The organism is Archangium sp. (assembly GCF_045802675.1).
Taxonomy (GTDB): Bacteria; Myxococcota; Myxococcia; order Myxococcales; family Myxococcaceae; genus Archangium.
Map to the genome: position 1 here is coordinate 1 of NZ_JBJMQO010000015.1, position 16,639 is coordinate 16,639.

Sequence of the window (16,639 nt, forward strand, 5' to 3'; positions counted from 1 at the left end):
CAAGGTGCGGCTCCTGCACATGCTTCTCGCGCTGTCGCCCACGCTCTGGGTGGCCTCCGTGCTCGTCATGTTCAACGAGTGGCGCGACAGCCGCACGCCCGGGTCAGGCCTGGGGGCGCGGCGTGGGGAGGCCGGAGCCGCGGTCTTCCTCGCCGCGCTCATGTTCCTGAGCCCCATGATCATCCCCTTCCTCATCGCTCAGTCGTCTGGCCTGGCCATCCTCAGACGTGCGGAGGTCCTGATCTCCGTGCCAGGCTTCCCCATCAAGCTCCTCACCCTGAACCTGCTCGGGGTCGCGGCCGTGCTGATGCATACCTGGGGCATGTTTGGCGTTCACCTCCAGCTCAGCGTCCAGTTCCACCCGTCCCCGACGCGTCTGGAGCAACCCGAGGAGGAGCGCCTCGCTGAGGACGTACGGCGGTATCAACAGCTCCGCTCACGGTTGGAGCGCCTGCTGGGTTTGTGCGCGGCCAATATCGGCCTCTTCATCCTGGTGACAGGGTCACTGCGCAACCTGCTCCACGAGACCGCCCCCGGCCCACCGGAGCTGCTTCCCGCGGGAAGTGTCGTGGTTTTCGGCGTCTACTACACGTGGCTGCTCGCCATCATCTACCTGCCGATACGCAAGACCCTGAACGACGTGGGCCAGACCCTCGCGGAGGAGCTCGCCCGGCAGTCGGTCGAGAGCCGCTTCACCTGGAAGCAGTGGTTCGAGGAGCGGCAGGCCATCCGTATCGGGCTCGGCCTGCAAGGCTCCTCGCTTCAGGACCTTCAACAAGGCCTCTCCGTGTTGACCCCCCTGCTCGCCGGCATCTCCTCGCTGGCGTTCGGCTCGGGAGGCTGAGCGTCCGCCTGGCCACGGGCGCAGCCGACACCGCACCTGCCCCTCAGGCCTCAGTGAGGCGCCGCCGCGTCGCTCACGGAGATAGGAGGGGGCCCCGGAGCGGGCCGAGGCTCAGGAAATACCCTTGCGCAGCCGGTTCCAGTCGAAGTTGGCGGCCGGGTCGTTCTTGCGGCCCTTGGGCACCGCCACGTCCTTGTGCCCGAGGATGTTGTTCATCGGCACCTTGTACTCCTGCTTCAGGTAGCCGACGAGCTGGGTGAGCGCCTTGTACTGCGCGTCCGTGAAGGGCGTCTTGCCGCTGCCGTCGTTGACGATCTCGATGCCGATGGAGCGCCCGTTCACGTCCGTGGGCACGCCGTGCAGCTCGCCCGCGCCCGCGTGCCACGCGCGCTTCTGGTCATTGACGAGCTGGTAGATCTTCCCGTCCCGGTCGAGCATGTAGTGCGCGGACACCTGGCTCTTCGGATTGCGCATCCAGGCCAGGTCTCCCTTGCCGTCGTTGGACGCCGTGTGGTGCAGGATGATGGTGTCGATGTCCTTGCCACCGCGCTCGTTGTAGTTGGGCGAGGGCGCGCTGATGACGGGCGGCTTGTGGAACACGCCCGGCTTGGAGCCCGGCTTCGTGGGGCCCTCGACCGGCGGCTTGGGCGCGGGCTTGCCCGAGGTGAGCGCCTTCTTGAGCGCCGCGTGCGTCAGGTCCCCGTAGAAGCCGGTGGTGGGCAGCTTGTGGTCCGCCTGGAACTTCTTCACCGCCGTTTCCGTCTTGGGCCCGAAGATGCCGGGGCCCGTGGCCACCTGCGCCGCCGTCAGGTAGCGCAGCTTCACCAGCGCGTCCTGGAGCTGCTTCACCTTCGGGCCCTTGTCTCCCTCGCGCAGGCCGGCCGGAGGAGCGGAGACCTGGGTCGCGCTCGCGGTGCGGGCGGTGGTGACACGGGTGGTGAGAGGCGAGGGGGAGCCGCGGACTTGCATGGTGACGCCTTCCGGAGGTGACGGGTCGAAGGAGGGACTTTGCGTGATGCCTGGCTTCCCTATTTTCGGCCGGGGGCACCGGATGTTGCGCCCCGCGTCACTTTTCCGTCACGCCCTTCGGTTACCCCTCAGTGCGGCGCCGCCGCGTCGCTCACGGAGATGGTCGTGCCCTCGCCGCGCTTCACCCTCGGGAAGAACAGCCCGGCGGCGAAGGCGGCCACGCTGGCGGCGCAGATGAGCCAGAAGTTGATCGTCAGCCCCGAGCCGAGCGCCCCGCTCAGCGTCCGCAGCACCTCCGGCGCCAGGCCCTTGCCGTGCTCGGGGCCGAGCAGCTCGTTGGCGGCGGAGACGGGAATGCGCGAGTCCTTCAACAGCTCCGACACCAGCACGCCCCCCATCAACCCCACCCCGAGCGCCCCGCCGATGGTGCGGAAGAACATGTGGCTCGCCGTGGCCACACCGCGCAGCTCCCAGCCCACGCTCGTCTGCACCGCGATGAGCAGCGAGGTGGCGGTGAAGCCCAGGCCAATGCCAAACAACGCCATCGCCAGCTCGGGCACCAGCAGGGACGAGCCCGGCTTGAGCAGCAGCGCCATCAACCCCGTGCCAATCACGGACAGCCCGAGCCCTCCGACGATGAGCGGCCGGAAGCCTGTCTTGAGCAACAGGCGGCCCGCCACGAGGCTCGCCACCGGCCAGCCGACAATCATCGGTGTAATCATCCCGCCGGCCAGCGTGGCCGAGCCCCCCAGCACGCCCTGCACGTACAGCGGCACGTAGGTGGTGGCCCCGAACATCGCCGCCGAGAAGAGCGCCCCCGCCGCCGAGGAGATGGCAATGGCGGGATTCTTGAAGATGGACATGGGGATGACGGGCTCGGCCACCTTGCGCTCCACGAGCACGAAGGCGACGAGCAGCACGGCCCCCACCGGCAGCGCCAGCAGGTTGCGCCCCACGCCCTGCACCCCGAAGAGCAGCGCCACCACTCCGGCCGACAGCAGCAACGCCCCCGCGTAGTCCAGCTTCTGCGGCTTGTGCTGCACCTGCTCGTGGAAGAAGGCCACCAGCAGCGCCGCCGCGCCGAGCCCCACCGGCACGTTGATGAAGAACACCCAGTGCCAGGTGAGGTACTTCACGATGAGCCCACCGGTGAGCGGGCCCACCAGCCCCGCCAGCCCCCACACCCCGCTGAACACGCCCTGCACCTTCGCGCGCTGCTCCAGCGTGTAGATGTCCCCGATGATGGTGAGCGATACCGGCTGCATCGCTCCCGCGCCCAGCCCCTGCAGCGTGCGGAAGGCGATGAGCTGGTTCATCGACGTGGACAGGCCACTGAGGATGGAGCCCGCGAGGAACAGGCCGATGCCGAAGAGCAGCACGGGCTTGCGTCCATACAGGTCCGCCAGCTTCCCGTAGATGGGCACGGTGATGGTGGAGGCCAGCATGTACGCGGTGAAGACCCAGGCGTAGCTCTGCAGCCCGCCCAGCTCGCCCACCACCGTGGGCATGGCCGTGGAGACGACGGTCATCTCCAGGGCCGCCATGAAGAGACACAGGGCCAGCGAGACGGTGGTCAGGGGACGGTGGGTCGTTCTCATGCTGTTGGTTCGGGCGGGAGGTGGGCCCCTGCTTAACGGGTGGGGGCCGGGACCGCCATCGTCAAGTCATGCAGCCCCTCGCTCGCCCGCTCTCCTCGTCTCAGGACCCCGGGCTCCGGGTGCGCCCCCTCCTGGAGTAGCCTCCCGGGCCGTGTCCCTCTCCACGCTCTGCCAGCGCTGCGGCCTGTGCTGCGACGGCAGCCTCTTCTCCCACGTCCCGCTCCGCGCCGACGAAGTGGCTTCCGCCCGCCGCCTCGGGCTCGACGTGGAGGAGCTCGTGGGTGGCGCGCCCGCCCTGCGCCAGTGCTGCTCGGCCCTGAAGGAGCGCCAGTGCTCGCTCTACGCGCAGCGCCCCGAGCGGTGCCGCGCCTTCGGCTGCCGCCTCTTCCAGGAGCTGGCCGCGGGCCGGGTGCCGCTCGACGAGGCGCTCGCGGTGGTGGACCGGGCGCACGCGCTGCTGGCCGCGTTGGACAAGAGCCTCCCGCCCGGCACGGACGCGCGCCCCGCGCCGGTGATGGAGCGCGCGCGCTTCGCCGACCTGTCCGAGGCCGGGCCCTCGCCCGAGACGCGCGCCCTGCGCGAGCGCACCGAGGCCCTCCTGGACGAGCACTTCCACGGCGGCCCGAGGCGCTTCGGCGAGGACTCCGAGGCCTCCTGAGTCACGCCGTGGGAGCGCTGCCCCCGGCGGCCGGCGGGAGCCCCTCTTGCAGCCCTTCCAGCGTGTGCTTCCAGTGCAGCTCCGTCAGCTCGCGGCCGAGCTGCTGCTGCCGGCTCTCGGCCTGGGTGACGGCCTGTCCCAGGCGCTCGGCGTCCCACGCGCCCGCCTCCGCGGGGGAGAACACCTCGGCCACCTTCTGCAACAACGTGCACACGCGCTCGACGTCGGCCCGCGAGCTCTCGGTGGCCTGCTTCACCCGCTGCCGCGAGTCCTCGAGCAGGGGCTCGGCCACCACGCGCTTCAGCTCCTCGGCGGTGCGCAGCCGGGTGCCCTTGCCCAGCAGCCCCGCCAGCACGCCGCCCACCAGCGCCGCTCCGAGCAGCGCCCAGCCTCCATGCTTGCGCGCCACGCCCATCAGCAGCGCCGCGCCCACGCCGGCCAGCCCTCCCTTGCGCGCGAAACGCCAGTCGAAGAAGAGCCCGTCCGGCTCGATGAGGCGGCCGAAGCGGTCCGCCAGCGCGAGCGTCGCCGGGCCCTCCACGTCCCGCGCCAGCTCGCGCGCCAGCACCGCGTCCACGCGCTGACGCAGCTCCTTCAACCGCGGCTCCACGCGCCCGCCGAGCTTCTCGCGGAAGGCCTGGGTGAGGGGACGCTCCGCCTCGGGCAGCCGCGGCTCCAGCTCGCGCACGCTCTCCTCGGCGAGATGGGGCAGCGCGTCCTCCAACTTCCGGCCCTCCTCGGCGAGCAGCTCGTCCAGGCACAGGCGCAGGCGCGAGAGCGTCTCGGGCCGCAGCTTCGCCAGATCCTTCATCCCGAGCAGCGCGTGCAGCTCCGCCAGCAGGGTGCTCCAGTCCTTCAGCGCCGCCTCGAGCAGCGCCTTCTGCCGCTGCGCGAGGCTCCCGGCCAGCGCCTCTCGCAGCTCCTCGAGGCCCTCGCCCGTGGTGCTGGAGACGAGGAAGAGGGGCAGGGTGCGGTGCGGCACGGCCTCGCGCAGCTCCTGGGTGAAGCGCTCGCGCACGTCCTCGAGCGACAGGCCCTCGGGGAGCTCGTCTTTCCGCGTGAGGACCACCTGGAGCGAGCCCTCGGGGAACACCTCGACGAGCCGCTGCAACCACTCGAGCACCTCGGGCGAGGGCGGCAGGAGCGCCGAGAGCACCAGCAGGCAGTGCTCGGCGAGCTCGCCCACGCCCAGGCCACCGGCCTCGAAGTCCCCGGCCAGCTCGGAGGCCTCGGGGGTGGCGGGCACCTCGACCTCCAGCCACTTCCACGGCACGTCCGCGCCGAGCGTCAGCTGCAGCGTGCTCTTGCCCAGCGACGCGGTGCCGGCCACGGCCACCACCGGCCGGGCGATGCGCTCGATGTCTTGAGGGGTCCGCTCCAACTCGCTGGCGAAGGGCACCTGGGCGAAGAGCTGTTGCCGCTCGGCGGCCAGCCCTCGTGCGAGACGTGCCTGCTCCTGGATGCGCTCGTGGTGCTTCATGGGGCTCCTCCCGGGAGTCCCAGCGTAGCGCAAAGGAGCACAGCCACCACCTGGCCCCCGGCCTCCTTCGCGAACGGGTGGGACGTGGGCTCGACGGGACGCCTGCCCCGCGACCCTCACCCGCTCGTCCTTTCGTGCGGATGAATGTGTCTCACGGGGCATTCCGCGCCGTGGAGGGAGGAAGCGCGATGAAGTCCTCACCCAGGTATGCCCGGCTCCTCGGCACGTGGCTCCTGCTCCCGGCGCTGACGGTGATGGCGAAGGAGGACCCGGCTCCGGCCGCGGCGGAGGCACCTCCGGCGGGGCTCGTCCGGGCCAACGCCGAGTTCGTCTGCTTCTTCATGAGCGAGGTGGCCGGAAAGCCCAAGCCGAAGAACTGCGAGGCGGAGGCGGCCCGGGAGCTCACCCAGGCCTACCCCTCGCTCCCGGCGGAGCAGCGCCAGCAGCTCGCGCAGGTACAGGGCTTCTGGCCGACCTTCCAGAAGGAGTGGAAGTCGCTCGATGAGCTGGAGAAGGCCGCGCTCCGGGCGCAGTGGGCCGAGGTGCTCAAGGAGCAGGAGGCCCAGCAGGGCACCGGAGGCTCCGAGCCGCTCCCGGAGCAGTGACGCGCGGAGCGCTTCTCGTTCATGAGGGCACGGGTCCGCCCGTTTTCGGGTGGGTCATGCGGCTTGGGCGAACGTGACAAAAGCGCTCAGTGCGCGGAAGGCCTCGCTGAGATTCGGAACGGCAGAAGCCTCGAGCCGGGGAGGAGGGCCCGCGTGTTGCGCCGCGACGAACCGCTCGAATGCTTCCCGATTCTGGCGGATGGCGAGGTTGAGCGGGTCCAACCTGGTGGCCGTCTCGAACAGTTCCAGCACCGTTCGATCCGGATCTCCGAGCCTATGTCGAGCGATGGCGCTCCACTCGTAGAAGCGCGCCAGGTCTTCTTTCCAGGGCGCGAGCTCGATGCCCGTCCGGCAGAGGTCGATGACCTCCTGGAATCGGCCCTCTTCGAGTCGATGGTATGCGAGGAACAAGTAGGGCCATACATGCCGTGACTCCAATTCCACGGCTCTTTGAAAATACCGGACGGCCCGCTGCACGTCCCTCTGGGACTCGAACAATCCGGCGAGCGTCCATACGTGATGGTCTTTTGGATACTCCTGGAGGTTTACCTGGTGGGCCCGACGTGCCTCGGACTCTCGTCCAAGCCGCTCCAGCGCGAGGGCCCTGCCGACGCGCCCCGTGAAAGTCATCGCCGGGATGCGCTCCGCTGGGGGGAGTGACGCCTCCTTCTCCAGGGCGCGCTCGATCGCCTGGACAACCATGCCGTAGAAGGGCATGGCGGCGGCCTCTTCCTGCTGTTCTGCCCAACAAAAGAGTATGTGCGCGGCCGCGAGCAGCTCCTGGGGATGTGCCGAGGGGTTCTCGACAATGCCGCGTGCGCGCTCCATGACATCGGCCTGCCGTCCGGCGCGCCAGAGCGCATCCAGAACCATCACGGCAGTACCCGGATCTCTCGGCGCGAGCTCGTGCGCATACTGGAAGAACCAGACGGCGGGCTCGTAGTCGTGAAGTCTGAACCAGCACCCTCCACGCAGATAGGCGATGGCTTCCCGAGGTAGAAAATCGGCTCCGTACCTGAGAAGGGTGAGAACCTCCTCGAACCGCCCTGCATCGAAAGCCCGCTGGAGCCGCTTGGGTAACGTGGCTCTCTCCTCGGGGGAGATGTCTTGGAAGATTTCCTCGTCGGTCAGCATGTACAGGTCCGCCGAGAGTTCTTCGATTCGGAGGGATTCGGCGGCGTCGAGTTCGTTGCGGATGGCCTCCATGGCATCACGGACTGCATCCGCGCGTTCTGACTCACCCTCACCCCTGGCCATGAGCTCCTGCAACTCCTTCAGCAGCCGCTGGCAGCGGACGTAGGCGGGGTTGGCCGCGAAACGGGACGGGGTATGCTCAGGGCTCATTGATCACCCAATCCGGTGCCGTCGTGGCGAGCGCCTGCTCGTATCGCTCCACCTTCATGGCTTCCGCGGGTTGGACGACACCATGATCGTTCCGGTCCGGATGCAGGGCCAGCTCGTGGGTGACGGGACCTGGAGCGAAAGGGCCTGTTCCATGCCTCCAGATCCGGTCCGAGTCACTACCCCGAGCGCTAGGTCGGAGTTTGCGAAACTTCTTGGGGAGACGTTCGAACGGCAGGGTCTGAAAGCTGGGCGAGACGGACATCCCTTTTCCGTTGGGATGTACCTCTCCGTGGGCGTCCGGAGCGATGTCGATGGCGAGGTCCGGCTGTGCAACATCCGGAATGCGCACGCCCAACTTCCGCCCACTCCGTCCGACCGCTGGCTTGTCCCCATCAGGAGTCATCACACGATAGATAGTGGGCACGAGTCTCCCTTCGCCATTTGGCACCGCGTACAACGTAGTCAAAACCAATCGAGAAGTTCGTCCTCGGAACTCCGGTCCGTAGGAGCAGGAATCACCCGCCAGACAGCCGAGCGTCCCACCGGTCGTTTCACTCCTCCCAGAGGAGGGAGGGCGACCACTCAAGGGCCTCGAAGGGCTCGGCGCGAAGCCGGGCCGGGCTGGTATGGGTGGCGAGCAGCCGGTAGTGGGAGCCCTCCAGGCGGAGCACCTCGAGCGAGCGCGCGTCCGGGTCCACCCACCACACGTGCCGCACGCCCTCGCGCGCGTACACGGGCAGCTTCGCCGTCTGGTCCAATGTCCGGGTGAAGGGCGAGAGCACCTCGCACACCCAGTCGGGAACGGGGGTGAGGGCCGCGGTGCGCGGAGTGCGGGGCATCCGCTCGCGTCGCCAGCCCGCCACGTCCGGCACCAGCACGTCCTCCCCGAGGTGCAGCTCGGGCGCGAACCACAGACGCCAGCCTCCGGGTCCACCTCGTCCCCGGCCAAAGGGGCCGCTCAGCTCGCCCAGCAGCTCCGAGGCCGCCACCGCATAGGGCACGGCGGGCCGGGGACTCACGTACAGCTCGCCCGAGATCCACTCCGTCACCTGGTGCGAGGGCCCCGCATGGGGAGCCCCATGAGCCGCCGTGCGCTTCTGGCCAGTCATGCGGACAGTCTAGACCCTACCTCTGACATAAGGTAGTCCTGGCCTTCCAGAAAAGTCACTCAATGGCACCAGATTCAGCACCTGCGTCTCAGGGATGTGGAGCGACTGGAGCGAGGAGAGGGAGGCCAGGGGCGAGAGCTGCCTGCGGCGATGTCGACGAGCTCCGGCCCCACCGTTTCAGCGGAGTCCTCCAGGAACCGCTTGAGCTACGTGCTGGCGCGCGGCGAGCGGCTGTCCCTGTTCGGCATCATCCTGCTGACGATGCTGTTGGGCCTGGCCGGCGCCATCGCCTGCTGCGTGGGCATCTTCCCAGCCCACGCCCTGGGCCAGTTCCTCATCGGCGGCTTCTACCTGTCGCTTCGCCAGGGCTCCGAGCTGGACGTGCGCCCGCGCGGAGTCCCTGGCATCTAAGCCAGATGGGGAAAGTCCTGTCAGGGTGCTCTCGGCGCAAAGAACGAGGCACCTTCCGGTCGCGTTTCGTCCCGACTGGTACGACCATCGGACCAGTTGCGGGAAAACGCGCCCGGAGCCTCCCCCCTGACAGGACTTACCCCATCTGGCTTAGCCCTGCGCCGTCCCCCGGGCGCGCTCCTCGCGGCGGCGCTTCACGGCTCGCCACAAGAGCCACAGTCCGAGCAGCAGCACCAGCACCGCCACCGCGGTGAACATGGCGCCCATGCGGCTCGCGCGCGGCCGGTCGTCGTGCCACATGCCGAAGCCGGGCGCCTCGGGGTTCTCCCGGAAGCGGTTCACCGAGTACGCGGTCCGCTCGGCCTGCTTCTCGTCATCCATCCAGTACGGGGACAGGGGGAACTCGCCCCGCGTGGTGACGAGCACCGGGCGGTAGATGTTCTGCTGCTCGCCCCGGGGGCTGCGGTCCCGCTCCACGCGCGCTCCCTGCAGCTCCGCCAGCGTGAAGACGTTGGGCTCCTCCCGGCTCAAATAACCGCTGCGCGTCAGCGTGCAGGGCCCGCCCCGCTGACAGCTGAACTCGATGCGGGCCTTGGTGTCGAAGAAGGCCAGCCCGAAGACGAAGAAGGGCACGGAGAGCATCAGGACACCCACGGCGCCGAGGAACAGCGAGCGCGAGGGGGTCACGGAGGGCGCGGTATCGCTCACGGCCCCGTACATAGCCCGGACGCCCCGGACGGGCACGCGCGAACTCTCGGGCCCCCCAACCGTTGGCCCTCCGTTGACCGGTGCGCATCCCGTCCTCCCGAGTGTCCACCACCCGCGCTCCCGCCCACGCCACGGGTGCACGCGGGGTGAATCCAGGGCATCGACTCGGGACGCACAGGAGGTGGCGGCATGAAGGCGGTGGCGGTGTTCCCCCAGGGCCATGAGGTGAAGGTCATCGACGTGCCCGAGCCCCGGTTGGGCTCGCCCTCGCAGGTGCGCGTGCGCACGCTCGAGGTGGGCGTGTGCGGCACGGACAAGGAAGTCGTCGAGGGCAAGCACGGCAAGCCCCCCGAGGGCGAGCCGCACCTCATCGTCGGGCACGAGTGTCTGGGCGAGGTGGTGGAGGTGGGCGAGGGCGTGAAGGACCTCGCGCCTGGAGATCTCGTGGTGCCGCGGGTGCGCCGGCCCTGCCCGAGCCCCGACTGCCTGCCGTGCCGCTCGGGGGCCTCGGACTTCTGCGTGACGGGCCAGTACACCGAGCGGGGGATTCAAGGCGCGCACGGCTTCGCCGCGGAGCTCTTCGTGGAGGACGCGCTCTACCTGCACCGGGTGCCGCGCGAGCTGCGCGAGGTGGCGGTGCTCACCGAGCCGCTCACCATCGCCGAGAAGGCGCTGCGCGAGGTGGCGCACGTGCAGACGCGCATGCCGTGGGGACGCGCGCTGCCGGGCCGCGCGGTGGTGCTCGGCGCCGGGCCGGTGGGCCTCCTGGGCGCCATGGCCCTCATGCGCGCGGGCTTCCAGACGACGGTGTACTCGCGCTCGCCCAAGCCCAACCCCAAGGCGGACATGGCCGAGTCGCTCGGCGCTCCGTACGTGTCCTCGAAGCAGCACCCGGTGGACGCGCTCGTGCAGCAGCGCGGGCGCGCCGACGTGGTGTACGAGGCCGCGGGCGTGGCCAGCGCCGCCTTCCAGGTGCTCCAGGCGCTCGCGCCCAACGGCGTCTTCGTCTTCACCGGCGTGCCCGAGAGCGAGGAGGGCCAGCTCGACGAGGGCGGGCTGATGAAGCAGGTGGTGATGAACAACCAGATAATGATTGGCACGGTGAACGCGGCGGCCACGGACTTCGAGGCGGCGCTGGAGGACCTCGGGCGCTTCCGCGCGAAGTGGCCCGGCAAGGTCGAGCGCCTCATCACCGCCCGCCACCGCCCCGAGGACTACGCCGAGGTGGTGCGGGGCAAGCAGGGCACCGCCATCAAGGACGTCATCGTCTTCACCCCGAGGTGAAGCGGCCGCTCACATTCCGTCCCTCCCTTTTCTCTCCAGTAAACGGCTACAGTGGTATTTATTTGAGCACAAAATAATCCCGCGTCGCGACGAGGAGGAGCACATGGAGGGAGCCTGGCTGGACATCTCGGTGCTGTGCGAGGAGGAGCTGTCGGCGGGGGTGGGGCTGCCGGAGCGGGCGCGGTGGTTGGGGCGGGCGGCGTGGATGGGGACGTACGTGACGGCGCCGCCGGACGTGGAGCCGGATGGGGAGCCGGGCGGGGAGGGGCCGGGGGCCACGGTGGGCCGGGCGCGGGTGCTGCACCTGGACGACGTGGACTGCATCCGGGCGGACTCGCTGGCCCGGTACGAGCCGAGGGCCGGAGAGCGGTTGCTGCTGCGCACGCGCAACTCGCCGCGCGAGTGGTGGAAGCGGCCGCACGGGGACGACTTCGTGCGACTGTCGGAGGCGGCGGTGCGGCTGCTGGTGGAGCGGCGGGTGGCGTGCGTGGGGGTGGACTACGTGTCGCGCGCGGGCTTCCACGCGGAGGCGCTCGAGGTGCACCAGCAATTGCGCGAGGCGGGCGTGTGGCTCATCGAGGGGTTGGATTTGAGCGGGGTGCCGGCGGGAGTGCACGAGCTCAAGTGTCTGCCATTGAAGGCGAGGGCCGAGTGGGGCCTGCCCGCGCGGGCGCTGGTGCGCGCGCTGGGCGAGCCGGCCGCCGTGTCCCTCCGGTAGGGAGCACGAGGCTGAAGGCGAAGTTGCGCAGTCCCATGCGCCCTCCGTCATTCCAGTGAACAGCGGGTGTGGCCCCCGGGTTACAGCCGGAAGCAGAGGGGCCCTTGCCTGCTTGCTGCGCTGCTTCCGGATTGCCATCCCCACTCGCATCCTCCTGCGCAGTCCAAAAGAGGGGGTTCCAGATGTCGATTCGTCTGATGTGGTGCAGTGTCCTCGTCATTGGCGCGGCGCTCTGTGGCACGGGCTGCGCTCCCACCGCCGAGGCTCAGCAGGAGGCAGGGAGCCAGCAACAGCATGCCGAGGGAGACTTCTGCGGTGGTTTCGCCGGCACCCCTTGTTCCGAGGGCTATGCCTGCATCGACGATCCCAACGACAGCTGTGACCCGAACCAGGGCGGCGCCGATTGTGCGGGCACCTGTCAGAGGGAGACCCCCGCCGCCTGCACGGGCCGGGAACCGCGCCTCAAGTATGTCTCCCGCGACCCCGCCCAGTGTGCCCTCATCCGTTACACCTGCAAGGAGGGCTACGTCCCGTTCTCCAACGAGTGTGGTTGTGGCTGCCAGAAGCAGCTGCCGGCCTGTGACTATAACGACCCGAACCGCACGTACGTCTCGAGGGATCCCGACGCGTGCGCCGCCATCACCTTCATCTGCGAGGGGAACACCCAGGGGTTCTTCGACCAGTGCGGCTGCGGCTGCGAGGTCGTTCCGTAGCGCGCCCCGGGTCTGAAAACACAACCGGCGCGGCCGCCAGCAAGGGCAGCCGCGTCGGCGGGCTTGCCCCGGTGACGTGGGGCAGGCTCAGTCCCAAGTGCTCCAAAATGGAGCGCGGCGTGAGGCAGCGAGCGGAATACCCGGTCAGAAGTCTTACGGAAACTGCGCTCAATCGTTCTCGGGAGCAGCCCGTGGGACTTACTGATTCGGCAACATTTCCAGGCTCCACACGGTGCCGGTGCCGGTGGCCGCCGCGTTGACGCCCTGAGCCGCGTCGGTACGGTTCAGGTAGTCCCCCTTCACCGACTTGAGCTTCACCTTGCCGCTGGCGAACTCAGGAGTCCACGCGTTGCCGGTGGCGCCGGTGGCCGCCGCGGTGATGGCCTGGGCCGCGTCGGTACGGTTCAGGTAGTCCCCCTTCCAGGACTTGAACAGGTACTTGCCGTCCGCGGCGCACTCAAGGGTCCACTCATTGCCAATGCCGGTGCCCCAGGTGGTGACGGCCGGGGCACTGTCCGGCCGGTGCAGGCCGTCCATCTTCGACGACCGCAGCACCACCTTCTTGCCGCACGCGGCGAGCTCGAGGGTCCACTCATTGCCAATGCCGGTGCCCCAGCTGGTGACGGCCGGGGCGCTGTCCGGCCGGTGCAGGCCGTCCCCCTTCGACGACCGCAGCACGAGCTTGCCGGCGGTGGTGAATACAGGCGTCCACACGGTGCCGGTGCCAGTGGCCGCCGTGGCGACGGTGGCGCCCTGGGCCAGATCGGTCCGGTTCAGGTAGTCCCCCTTCGTCGACTTCAGCTTCACCTTGCCGTCCGTGGTGCACTCGGCGCTCCACTTGTTGCCGGTGGCGCCGGTGGCCGCCGCGGTGATGGGAATGGCCGCGTCGGAACGGTTCAGGTAGTCCCCCTTCCACGACTTGAGCTGGATCTCCATACCACAATAGGGGAAGGGCGCCGGGGCGGCCATGGTGCTGGTGGGGGCCTGGCCGAGCGCGGTGGCCAGCAGGACGGTAGCAATGGAAGCGAGCATCGTGATCAATTCCTCACATCAAGGGTTGGTATCTGAAAAGGGTTTTGACTCTGGGACTCACGCCTGCGAGGGCTGTCTCGCTAGCGTGCTCTGCGGCTGTCTCACAGCAAACGGCAGGCCAGACCCTTGGAGCCCACGTGTAAGAGGAGAGGCGGGGTGACGGAGAAGGGGCTCGAGGCCTTGGACACGCCAGCTGACGTGTCAGCGAAGCCGGCTGACGTGTCAGCGCTCTGGGAGTTCGGCTTCCAGCTCCCCACGGGCTGGCAGACGCTCCGCCTCACCTGGGTGGTAGAGAACGACTGGTCCTCTCGTCCGACAGCCTTCGCGGCGCGGCCGGAAGCGAGCACGCTCCCCATTGGCCCCCTTCTTGCTCATTGCCGCGGGTCGCTCGCGACGATATCGCTCGCGAGCGCCACTCCCCGAATATGTGAGGAACACATGAGGCTCGCTCTGCTCACCGCCCTGCTGCTTACCGCCACCGCCGCCCACGCCCAGCAGTCCATCGTCGTCAATGGCAGCTTTGAGGAGCCCCAGATCGGGCGCCCCTTTAGCGTCCTCGCAACCATCCCCGGCTGGCGGACCGTCTCGGGTCCCGGGCCCGAACTCCAGACGGCCACCGTGGGCTGGCGCCCGCTGGACGGCGCCCAGCACCTGGAACTCGACTCGACCGCTCCCACCTCGGTCGCGCAGAACCTGAACACCCGCCCCGGCGGTGTCTATGAGCTCAGCCTCTCCTTCTCGCCCCGGCCCGGCTGCCTCGATAACCGCATCGGCATCTACTGGAACGGCAATGAGATCGCCGTGCTGGACGCGAGCGGCGCGGGGACCCCCGCCACGAACTGGCAGCGCTTCACCTACCGCGTGACCGCCACCGACACCACCACCGAGCTGCGCCTCGCGGATCTCAGCGGCGCGGACGCGCTGGGCGGGCTCATCGATGACGTCAAGGTCATCCCGGCCGAGGAGCTGTGGCTCGACTCCCAGAGTGCAGCCCCCGTCTCCAGCCAGAGGGTGCTCGAGAAGGGCAAGCCGTATCGCGTCACGATGCAGGGCACCTATACCGTGTGGGGAGGCAACATCAACGCTGGCGCGAGGTCACTCCAGCCGGAAGCTGCGCCCATGTTTCCGAGCCCCAAGGGAGGGACCCGGAACGTCGGCGCCGACCCCGAGTTCATCTTTGCATGGTCCAAGGGCCATGCCCTGGAGAAGAACCCGGAGCCTGCACCCCTGAGAAATACCATCATCCAGGTCAGCCTGGACGGGGGGAAGACCTGGAAGCACCCGGCCACCCCGGACTCCTTCAGCGCGAAGGAGCACAAGTACACCTATGAGCTGATGGGGGACGGCAACGCGCTGCAGGTGCGCATCAACGACAAACCTGTCTCCGACAACTTCGGGCGCTTGCAGATCTTCTTGCTGCCCGGCGCATAAGAGCGGAGGGAGGGAGCCCGCGGCACTTCGAACGCGCCGCGGGTCGGGGGCTTTCTCAGCGAGCCGGCACTGCCTCCAGCGGAGCCGCATCGGGTAGACGCGGCTTCGATTCCCGCCGCCTCCAGGCGCGGGCGGGCTACTTGCCGCCGATCGATAGGACGAAGTCGGCGATGGCGGTGAGCGCCGCGGGGGACATGGTCTCTTCTATCTGCCCGTACTCCGCCGGGGAGCCGGTCTTCGCCGTCTGCAGCAGGTGGTTCAGGCCCGGCAACTCGCGCGTGACGCCGCGGGTGTTGCCCCCTTTCTTGAGCGCGCGCTCGATGGCGGGCAGGTTCTCCTTCGCCGACACCTGCACATCCTTCTCCCCGGTGAGCGCGAGGACGGGCACCTTGACCCGGGCGAGCGTGGGACGCGGATCATAGGTGACGAAGAAGCGGAACCAGGGGGACGTGAGCTGGGCGAGCTGCGCGTCGACGCCGCCGCCCGCCTCGACCTGCTTGCGCTCGGCCTCGGACGCCTGCTTCAGGTGCGCTTCGAGCAGCCCGCGGGCCCGGGCGCGCAGCTTGTCCGGATCCTTCTCCGCCTTCACCAGGTCGAGCAGGCGCCGCTCGAGCTCGAGCCCCTTGGCGAGTTCGGCTTCGGGCTTGCCGAGCATATGGCCGAGGTCGGTGATCTGTCGCAGGAGAATCTGGTCGCCGGGGAGGCCGGGGCCAGCGAGGAGGACGAGGTACGCGACGTCCTTCGAGCGCACGGCCGCCATGGGTGCCACCGCCGCACCCTCGCTGTGGCCGACGAGGCCGATGCGCCGCGCGTCGACCTCCTTGCGCGTCTCGAGCCACGCGACGCCCGCGAGCGCGTCACCCGCGAAGTCCTCGGTGGTGGCCTTGGTGAAGTCTCCGGTCGAGCCGCCGATGCCCCGGTCGTCGACGCGCAGCACGGCGATGCCGCGGCGGGCGAGCGCATCGGCGAGCACGAGGAAGGGCTTGTGGCCGAAAATGGTTTCATCGCGATCCTGGGCACCCGAGCCGGTCAGGAGCAGGACGGCGGGGAACGGACCGTCGCCGGGCGGGACGATGAACGTGCCGGCGAGCTTCACGTGCGCGGCCGGGTTCTCGTAGGACACCTCCTCGGCGCGGTAGGGCAGGGGCGGCTTCGGCAGCTGCGGCCGGCGAGGCTCGGCGGCGGTGGAAGCCGCGGTGGTGGCGCTGCCCCGGTGGAACTCGAGCGGCAGCGAGGCGCCGCGCTGCTTCCACTGCCCGGTGAGGGTGTCGCCCGCGGCGTTGAGCGTGCCCTGGTACGCGGCGCCGATGGCGAGCGTGAAGTCGACCTGGTCCTTGTCGAGCCGGATGCTGTCGACATGCAGCCCCCGGGCGCCCTGGTCCGGGCTGTCGGCGGTGGCGGCGAGCGCGCCGTCGGCGCCGCGCGTGACGTCGAGCAGCACGCGCAGGCTGTTGCCATTGGGGAGCGCGAGGCGGCCCTCCCAGTGGCCCAGGAGGGTGTCATCGGGTTTCATGCTGGCCTCGGGGGCGGCGGGGGTGGCACCGGGCTGCGGGTCGGCGCGCGAGGCCGTGGAGGCGAACGTCAGACTTCCGAGGAGGAGGAAGAGGAGCGGCTGTCGGGAGCGCATGCGCGCGAGCCTATGCGGAGCGGGGGGGACTCGCGGAACGGGCGGATGGGGCAGGGTGTTCGATGTCAGTCGGACGGATCCCGGAGCCCGGCCGCCATCGGCTGTGAG

The 16,639-nt window shown here is 69.3% G+C and carries 16 protein-coding genes; 8 read left to right on the forward strand and 8 right to left on the reverse strand.

Annotated elements, in window-relative coordinates; genetic code table 11:
* A partial coding sequence (locus tag ACJ8AN_RS03165; RefSeq protein WP_407753707.1) for a hypothetical protein occupies positions 1-844 on the forward strand: 844 nt, incomplete at its 5' end.
* 111 nt (positions 845-955) lie between these two features.
* On the opposite strand, the gene ACJ8AN_RS03170 is transcribed toward ACJ8AN_RS03165, so the two are convergent.
* Both ACJ8AN_RS03170 and ACJ8AN_RS03175 read right to left on the reverse strand, forming a co-directional pair.
* On the reverse strand, positions 956-1,813 hold the full coding sequence (locus ACJ8AN_RS03170; RefSeq protein ID WP_407753708.1) for an N-acetylmuramoyl-L-alanine amidase: 858 nt from the start codon (positions 1,811-1,813) through the stop codon (positions 956-958).
* Positions 1,814-1,941: 128 nt separating this feature from the next.
* Positions 1,942-3,411 carry an MDR family MFS transporter gene (locus ACJ8AN_RS03175; RefSeq protein ID WP_407753709.1) on the reverse strand — a complete coding sequence of 490 codons (1,470 nt, stop codon included), beginning with the start codon at positions 3,409-3,411 and terminating at the stop codon, positions 1,942-1,944.
* Positions 3,412-3,562: 151 nt separating this feature from the next.
* On the opposite strand from ACJ8AN_RS03175, the gene ACJ8AN_RS03180 reads away from it, so the two are divergent.
* Positions 3,563-4,069: a YkgJ family cysteine cluster protein gene (locus tag ACJ8AN_RS03180; protein WP_407753710.1), complete on the forward strand. Its 507-nt coding sequence runs from the start codon at positions 3,563-3,565 to the stop codon at positions 4,067-4,069.
* A gap of 1 nt (position 4,070) precedes the next feature.
* Here the strand turns inward: ACJ8AN_RS03180 and ACJ8AN_RS03185 are convergent, their stop codons facing one another.
* The gene (locus tag ACJ8AN_RS03185) at positions 4,071-5,549 is read right to left on the reverse strand and encodes a hypothetical protein (protein WP_407753711.1); all 1,479 of its coding nucleotides are present in this window, start codon (positions 5,547-5,549) and stop codon (positions 4,071-4,073) included.
* A gap of 188 nt (positions 5,550-5,737) precedes the next feature.
* Between ACJ8AN_RS03185 and ACJ8AN_RS03190 the strand changes: the two genes are divergently transcribed.
* Complete coding sequence (locus ACJ8AN_RS03190; RefSeq protein ID WP_407753712.1) at positions 5,738-6,154, forward strand: hypothetical protein; 417 nt, start codon at positions 5,738-5,740, stop codon at positions 6,152-6,154.
* A gap of 54 nt (positions 6,155-6,208) precedes the next feature.
* Here the strand turns inward: ACJ8AN_RS03190 and ACJ8AN_RS03195 are convergent, their stop codons facing one another.
* Together ACJ8AN_RS03195 and ACJ8AN_RS03200 are read right to left on the reverse strand one after the other, a co-directional pair.
* Positions 6,209-7,498 carry a hypothetical protein gene (locus ACJ8AN_RS03195; protein ID WP_407753713.1) on the reverse strand — a complete coding sequence of 430 codons (1,290 nt, stop codon included), beginning with the start codon at positions 7,496-7,498 and terminating at the stop codon, positions 6,209-6,211.
* A gap of 551 nt (positions 7,499-8,049) precedes the next feature.
* Positions 8,050-8,607, reverse strand: a complete 558-nt coding sequence (locus ACJ8AN_RS03200) for a Uma2 family endonuclease (RefSeq protein WP_407753714.1) — start codon at positions 8,605-8,607, stop codon at positions 8,050-8,052.
* Positions 8,608-8,808: 201 nt separating this feature from the next.
* On the opposite strand from ACJ8AN_RS03200, the gene ACJ8AN_RS03205 reads away from it, so the two are divergent.
* Entirely contained in the window at positions 8,809-9,018 is a 210-nt protein-coding gene (locus ACJ8AN_RS03205; protein WP_407753715.1) for a hypothetical protein, read from the forward strand.
* Between the two features lie 150 nt (positions 9,019-9,168).
* Here ACJ8AN_RS03205 and ACJ8AN_RS03210 read toward each other — a convergent pair whose 3' ends face one another.
* Complete coding sequence (locus ACJ8AN_RS03210) at positions 9,169-9,726, reverse strand: hypothetical protein (RefSeq protein ID WP_407753716.1); 558 nt, start codon at positions 9,724-9,726, stop codon at positions 9,169-9,171.
* 189 nt (positions 9,727-9,915) lie between these two features.
* Between ACJ8AN_RS03210 and ACJ8AN_RS03215 the strand changes: the two genes are divergently transcribed.
* From ACJ8AN_RS03215 to ACJ8AN_RS03225, 3 genes are all read left to right on the forward strand, one after another.
* On the forward strand, positions 9,916-11,010 hold the full coding sequence (locus ACJ8AN_RS03215) for a glucose 1-dehydrogenase (protein WP_407753717.1): 1,095 nt from the start codon (positions 9,916-9,918) through the stop codon (positions 11,008-11,010).
* Between the two features lie 103 nt (positions 11,011-11,113).
* On the forward strand, positions 11,114-11,728 hold the full coding sequence (locus ACJ8AN_RS03220; protein ID WP_407753718.1) for a cyclase family protein: 615 nt from the start codon (positions 11,114-11,116) through the stop codon (positions 11,726-11,728).
* A gap of 182 nt (positions 11,729-11,910) precedes the next feature.
* Complete coding sequence (locus ACJ8AN_RS03225) at positions 11,911-12,441, forward strand: hypothetical protein (RefSeq protein ID WP_407753719.1); 531 nt, start codon at positions 11,911-11,913, stop codon at positions 12,439-12,441.
* Positions 12,442-12,639: 198 nt separating this feature from the next.
* On the opposite strand, the gene ACJ8AN_RS03230 is transcribed toward ACJ8AN_RS03225, so the two are convergent.
* Positions 12,640-13,473, reverse strand: a complete 834-nt coding sequence (locus ACJ8AN_RS03230; protein WP_407753720.1) for a hypothetical protein — start codon at positions 13,471-13,473, stop codon at positions 12,640-12,642.
* A 438-nt stretch (positions 13,474-13,911) separates the two neighbouring features.
* Here ACJ8AN_RS03230 and ACJ8AN_RS03235 point away from each other — a divergent pair, with 438 nt between their 5' ends.
* Entirely contained in the window at positions 13,912-14,904 is a 993-nt protein-coding gene (locus ACJ8AN_RS03235) for a hypothetical protein (RefSeq protein ID WP_407753721.1), read from the forward strand.
* A 136-nt stretch (positions 14,905-15,040) separates the two neighbouring features.
* On the opposite strand, the gene ACJ8AN_RS03240 is transcribed toward ACJ8AN_RS03235, so the two are convergent.
* Entirely contained in the window at positions 15,041-16,531 is a 1,491-nt protein-coding gene (locus tag ACJ8AN_RS03240; RefSeq protein WP_407753722.1) for an alpha/beta hydrolase family protein, read from the reverse strand.
* Positions 16,532-16,639 lie beyond the last annotated feature (108 nt).

Excerpts from the sequence above, each read along its gene's own strand:
- ACJ8AN_RS03170 (WP_407753708.1), bottom strand. The coding sequence starts at position 1,813 with ATGCAAGTCCGCGGCTCCCCCTCGCCTCTCACCACCCGTGTCACCACC.
- ACJ8AN_RS03175 (WP_407753709.1), bottom strand. The coding sequence starts at position 3,411 with ATGAGAACGACCCACCGTCCCCTGACCACCGTCTCGCTGGCCCTGTGT.
- ACJ8AN_RS03185 (WP_407753711.1), bottom strand. The coding sequence starts at position 5,549 with ATGAAGCACCACGAGCGCATCCAGGAGCAGGCACGTCTCGCACGAGGG.
- ACJ8AN_RS03190 (WP_407753712.1), top strand. The coding sequence starts at position 5,738 with ATGAAGTCCTCACCCAGGTATGCCCGGCTCCTCGGCACGTGGCTCCTG.
- ACJ8AN_RS03195 (WP_407753713.1), bottom strand. The coding sequence starts at position 7,498 with ATGAGCCCTGAGCATACCCCGTCCCGTTTCGCGGCCAACCCCGCCTAC.
- ACJ8AN_RS03200 (WP_407753714.1), bottom strand. The coding sequence starts at position 8,607 with ATGACTGGCCAGAAGCGCACGGCGGCTCATGGGGCTCCCCATGCGGGG.
- ACJ8AN_RS03215 (WP_407753717.1), top strand. The coding sequence starts at position 9,916 with ATGAAGGCGGTGGCGGTGTTCCCCCAGGGCCATGAGGTGAAGGTCATC.
- ACJ8AN_RS03220 (WP_407753718.1), top strand. The coding sequence starts at position 11,114 with ATGGAGGGAGCCTGGCTGGACATCTCGGTGCTGTGCGAGGAGGAGCTG.
- ACJ8AN_RS03225 (WP_407753719.1), top strand. The coding sequence starts at position 11,911 with ATGTCGATTCGTCTGATGTGGTGCAGTGTCCTCGTCATTGGCGCGGCG.
- ACJ8AN_RS03230 (WP_407753720.1), bottom strand. The coding sequence starts at position 13,473 with ATGCTCGCTTCCATTGCTACCGTCCTGCTGGCCACCGCGCTCGGCCAG.
- ACJ8AN_RS03235 (WP_407753721.1), top strand. The coding sequence starts at position 13,912 with ATGAGGCTCGCTCTGCTCACCGCCCTGCTGCTTACCGCCACCGCCGCC.
- ACJ8AN_RS03240 (WP_407753722.1), bottom strand. The coding sequence starts at position 16,531 with ATGCGCTCCCGACAGCCGCTCCTCTTCCTCCTCCTCGGAAGTCTGACG.